The organism is Methyloceanibacter marginalis (assembly GCF_001723295.1).
Taxonomy (GTDB): domain Bacteria; phylum Pseudomonadota; class Alphaproteobacteria; order Rhizobiales; family Methyloligellaceae; genus Methyloceanibacter; species Methyloceanibacter marginalis.
Genome location: NZ_LPWD01000454.1, coordinates 1 through 4,427 on the forward strand (window position 1 = coordinate 1; position 4,427 = coordinate 4,427).

Sequence of the window (4,427 nt, forward strand, 5' to 3'; positions counted from 1 at the left end):
CGCCGCCGGCTTCTGGCGCTCACCATCGGCTTCTACGTGTTCGTCTACACAATGTGGCTCAAGCGCTGGACGCCGCAGAACATCGTCATCGGCGGCGCTGCCGGCGCCGTGCCGCCCATGATCGGCTGGGCCGCGGCCACCGGTAGCGTAAGTCTCGAATCCTTCGTGATGTTTTTGATCATCTTCATCTGGACGCCGCCGCATTTCTGGGCGCTGGCCCTGGTCCGCAGCAAGGACTACGAGCGCGCCGGCGTGCCGATGCTGCCCGTGACCCACGGCCCGGACGAGACCAGGCGTCAAATTCTGATCTACAGTCTCATCCTGGCGCCGCTCGGCATGGCGCCGGCGGTGATGGGATTCGGCGGCCTGCTCTACACAGTCATCGCCTCGATCCTCGGCGCCTTCTTTGTCGTCTTCGCCGTCGATTGCTATCGCATCCGCGAAGGCGAGGCGGCTGACCGGGCGGCGAAGCACCTGTTCGCCTATTCGGTGCTTTACCTGTTCGTGCTCTTCGCCGCGCTTCTCGTGGAGCAAGGCTTCGGGCTCGAGAGCGGCGCGCTGCCGCTTACTTGGACGTTCTGATGGAAGATGCGGATGACGAACGCAAACGCCGCCAACGCAAGCGATCTCTGGCCATCGCCTGGATCCTCGCGGGCCTCGTCGTGCTGTTCTTTATCGTCACTATTGTCAGGCTGGGCGGCAACGTCGCCGTGCGGCCGATCTGAGTGAAGCGGATGAGCGAGCAAGACACAAAGACCCGCACGGGCGACAAGAAAGGCCTTGTCGCTCTGTCGCTTGCCGCCCTCGTGGCGGGCATGGTCGGCCTGTCTTTTGCCGCCGTGCCTCTTTACCGCATGTTCTGCCAAGCCACGGGATATGCGGCGCCACCCAGCGAGCCGATGTCGCGCCGAAAGATATCCTCGACCGCATGGTCACTGTCCGGTTCGACGCCAACGTCAATCCGAACCTGCCGTGGAGCTTCGCGCCGGAACAGCGCACCATGCAAGTCCATATCGGCGAGAACGCGCTCGCCTTTTTCAAGGCGACCAACAATTCCGACAAGCCCGTGACCGGCACCGCCGGCTTCAACGTCGCCCCGCAGGCGGCCGGGCGCTACTTCACCAAGGTGCAGTGCTTCTGCTTCACCCAGCAGACGCTTGCGCCGGGACAAAGCATCGAGATGCCGGTGAGCTTCTTCGTCGATCCCAAGTTCGTCGAGGACGAGAGCACCGAGAATATTCCTGAGATCACGCTGTCCTATACCTTCTACCGGAGCGACGATCCTTCGGACGTTGCTGCGGCGCCGGTGGACGGAGCCTCGGGATCGTAAGCTAAGTGGCGCGGCAGAGGCGCCGATGAGACAGATTGGGGAGGAAGGGGAACACCAGATGGCCCAAGCCCACGCGAAACCGGAACACGACTACCATCTCGTCAATCCGAGCCCATGGCCGATCATCGGCTCGGTCGGCGCCTTCACGCTGGCCATTGGCGTCCTCATGTACTTCATGTCGAAGAAAGCGGGCGATCCGCAGCTTTGGTACATGCTGCCGGGTTTCGCGCTCGTCATCATCACCATGTTCGGCTGGTGGCGCGACGTCATCAACGAAGCGCATAGCGGCGACGAGACGCCGGTCGTGCAGCTTCATTTGCGCTACGGCATGATCCTATTCATCGCCTCCGAGGTGATGTTCTTCGTGGCCTGGTTCTGGGCCTATTTCGACGTGGCCCTGTTCCCCGACGACGCGGTCACCTATGCACGCACGCAAGTGCTTGGCGGCGAGTGGCCGCCGATCCCGAGCGATGAGACCGGCGTGCCGGGGCTCGGCTATTTCGGCGCCACCTTCAATCCCTGGGGCCTGCCGTGGGTGAACACGCTGATCCTGCTCACCTCGGGCACGACGGCGACCTGGGCGCACCACGCCATGCTGCACAACGACCGCAAGGGGCTCGCCTGGGCGCTTGCCATCACCGTCGTGCTCGGCATGATCTTCACCGCCTTGCAGGCCTACGAGTACATGCATGCGGGCTTCGGGTTCGCCAACCACATCTACGGCTCGACCTTCTTCATGGCGACCGGCTTCCACGGCTTCCATGTGATCGTCGGCACGATCTTCCTGCTCGTGTGCCTGTTCCGCGCGCTGCAGGGCCACTTCACGCCGAAGCAGCATTTCGGCTTCGAGGCCGCGCTGGTACTGGCATTTCGTCGACGTGGTGTGGCTGTTCCTGTTCACCTGCATCTATGTGTGGGGCGCAGGGGCCAACCCGGGACACTAACAACGGCGACGCCGTCGTTGATGGGGGCGGTCAGTCGGCCGCCCCTTTTCATTTTGGCTGCTAGGATCGACGGATGAACGAGGAGAGCACTGGGCAAGCCCCCCACGTCCCGCTTGGCACGACCATCTGGTCTGGCCTCATCGGCCGCTGTCCCGCTTGCCACCAGGGCAAGCTGTATGACGGCTACCTTACGCTCGCACCCTGCTGCGAGATCTGCGGCCTCGACTACGACTTTGCCGATTCCGGCGATGGGCCCGCGGTCTTCGTCATCCTCATCACCGGCTTTATCGTCGTCGGCGCGGCGCTCCTGGTCGAAGTGTTCTACCAGCCGCCCTATTGGCTGCACGCCCTTGTCTGGGGCGCCCTGGCGCTCATTCTTCCGCTCCTCCTGCTTCGGTCGTTCAAGGGCGTGCTCATCGCCCTCCAGTTCAGGCACAAGGCCGAAGAGGGCAAGCTGGTCGCCGGCAAATAGGGGGTCCGATGCCGGCCAGCGCACTCATCAAGCTCACCGTCGCCACGCTCATCGGCCTCGTCTTCCTGGTCGGCCTCGGGGTCTGGCAGCTTGAGCGCCTTGAATGGAAGGAGGGGCTGATCGCCCGGATCGAGGCGCGGACCGAGCGTAAGCCGGTCTCTCTGGAGCGCGCGCTCGAACTGACCAAGGAGCCCGGAAACCTCAGCTATCTTCCCGTGCGCGCCGAAGGCCGCTTTCACCACAAGCGGGAGCGTTATCTCTATTCCATTTCGCTCGACGGCGAGCCGGGCTGGCACGTCATCACGCCGCTGCAGACGGTGGACGGGCATTTCGTCCTGGTCGATCGCGGCTTTGTGCCGGAGAGACTGCGCGATCCGGAAACCCGCCCTCAAGGACAAGTCCAAGAGGTGGTGGCCGTGACCGGGCTGATCCGCACCCCGGACGAGCCCGGCCTGTTCATCCCCGACAATGATCCGAAAGCCAATCAATGGTTCAGCCGTGACCTTGCCGCCATGACGCGCTCCATGTTCCCCGGCGGCACGGTCCAGGTGGCCCCCTTCTTCTTGGAGGCGGCCGAGAGCGACGTCCCGGGCGGTTGGCCCAAAGGGGGGCAGACAAGGCTCAAGCTCACCAACAACCATCTGCAATACGCGCTCACCTGGTTCGGCCTGGCGCTCTGCCTGGTGGGCGTCTATGGCGTCTATGTCTGGGGTGCCTACCGCGGCAAGCAGCCTTAACGAGCCCGGCGAGCCTCGGTTGCGAGGCCGCTCGCTGGCGGCTAGGGTCAACCGAAAAGCCCCCTTTTTCCGGCGAGAGGCCCATCTTGAAGTTCATATCCACGCGCGGTGAGGCGCCGGCGCTCTCCTTCGAGGGTGCCCTTCTGGCGGCACTTGCCCCGGACGGCGGCCTGTTCATGCCGGAGGCTTGGCCGCGGTTCGCGCCGGATGAGATCGCCGCGCTCGCCGGCCTCGACTATGCCGATGCGGCGGATCGGATCATGCGCCCGTTTTTGGCGGGCGATGCCTGCCAGGACGATCTGGGGGCGGTGCTCTCGGACGCCTATGACGGCTTCCACCACCCCGCGGTCGCCCCGCTGCGCCAGCTCGGACCGAACAGCTTCGTCCTCGAGCTGTTCCATGGGCCGACTCTCGCCTTCAAGGATATCGCCATGCAGGTCGTGTCGCGGTTCATGGACCGCGCGCTGCGGCGCAGGGGAGGCCATGCCACCGTGGTCGGCGCCACCTCCGGCGATACGGGCGCCGCGGCCATCGAGGCCTTCCGCGGGCTCGACGCCATCGACGTGTTCATCCTCCACCCCAAGGGCCGCATCAGCGACGTGCAGCGCCGCCAGATGACCACGGCCAGGGAGGCCAATGTCCACAACATCGCCGTGGAGGGGACCTTCGACGATTGCCAGGCCATGGTGAAGGCGCTGTTCGGCGACCCGGTCTTGAGCGGCCGGCTGGGGCTGACCGGCATCAACTCGATCAACTTCGCCCGCATCCTGGCTCAGATCGCCTACTACTTCACCTCCGCGGTAAGCCTCGGCGCGCCCCACCGGCCGGTGGCGTTTACCGTACCCACCGGAAATTTCGGTGATATTTTCGCAGGTTACGCGGCCCGGGCTATGGGCCTGCCGGTCCGGCGCCTCGTTATCGCCACGAACCTCAACGACCAGTTT

At 64.6% G+C, this 4,427-nt stretch carries 6 protein-coding genes and 1 pseudogene; all 7 read left to right on the top strand.

What is annotated here, in order from left to right; genetic code table 11:
* The coding region (gene cyoE, locus AUC71_RS15945) for a heme o synthase (RefSeq protein WP_069625041.1) at positions 1 to 582 on the top strand (582 nt) is incomplete at its 5' end.
* Positions 582 to 725 carry a hypothetical protein gene (locus AUC71_RS20050; protein ID WP_193427057.1) on the top strand — a complete coding sequence of 48 codons (144 nt, stop codon included), beginning with the start codon at positions 582 to 584 and terminating at the stop codon, positions 723 to 725. The genes cyoE and AUC71_RS20050, both read left to right, overlap by 1 nt.
* A gap of 203 nt (positions 726 to 928) precedes the next feature.
* Positions 929 to 1,330: a cytochrome c oxidase assembly protein gene (locus AUC71_RS15950; RefSeq protein ID WP_244501010.1), complete on the top strand. Its 402-nt coding sequence runs from the start codon at positions 929 to 931 to the stop codon at positions 1,328 to 1,330.
* A 58-nt stretch (positions 1,331 to 1,388) separates the two neighbouring features.
* A pseudogene (locus tag AUC71_RS15955) lies at positions 1,389 to 2,274 on the top strand (cytochrome c oxidase subunit 3).
* A 73-nt stretch (positions 2,275 to 2,347) separates the two neighbouring features.
* Positions 2,348 to 2,746: a DUF983 domain-containing protein gene (locus AUC71_RS15960; protein ID WP_069625042.1), complete on the top strand. Its 399-nt coding sequence runs from the start codon at positions 2,348 to 2,350 to the stop codon at positions 2,744 to 2,746.
* An 8-nt stretch (positions 2,747 to 2,754) separates the two neighbouring features.
* Positions 2,755 to 3,483: an SURF1 family protein gene (locus AUC71_RS15965; RefSeq protein WP_069625043.1), complete on the top strand. Its 729-nt coding sequence runs from the start codon at positions 2,755 to 2,757 to the stop codon at positions 3,481 to 3,483.
* Between the two features lie 86 nt (positions 3,484 to 3,569).
* Positions 3,570 to 4,427, top strand: an 858-nt coding sequence (thrC, locus tag AUC71_RS15970) for a threonine synthase (protein ID WP_069625044.1), incomplete at its 3' end; no start/stop codon positions are given.

Excerpts from the sequence above, each read along its gene's own strand:
- AUC71_RS15950 (WP_244501010.1), top strand. The coding sequence starts at position 929 with ATGGTCACTGTCCGGTTCGACGCCAACGTCAATCCGAACCTGCCGTGG.
- AUC71_RS20050 (WP_193427057.1), top strand. The coding sequence starts at position 582 with ATGGAAGATGCGGATGACGAACGCAAACGCCGCCAACGCAAGCGATCT.
- AUC71_RS15965 (WP_069625043.1), top strand. The coding sequence starts at position 2,755 with ATGCCGGCCAGCGCACTCATCAAGCTCACCGTCGCCACGCTCATCGGC.
- AUC71_RS15960 (WP_069625042.1), top strand. The coding sequence starts at position 2,348 with ATGAACGAGGAGAGCACTGGGCAAGCCCCCCACGTCCCGCTTGGCACG.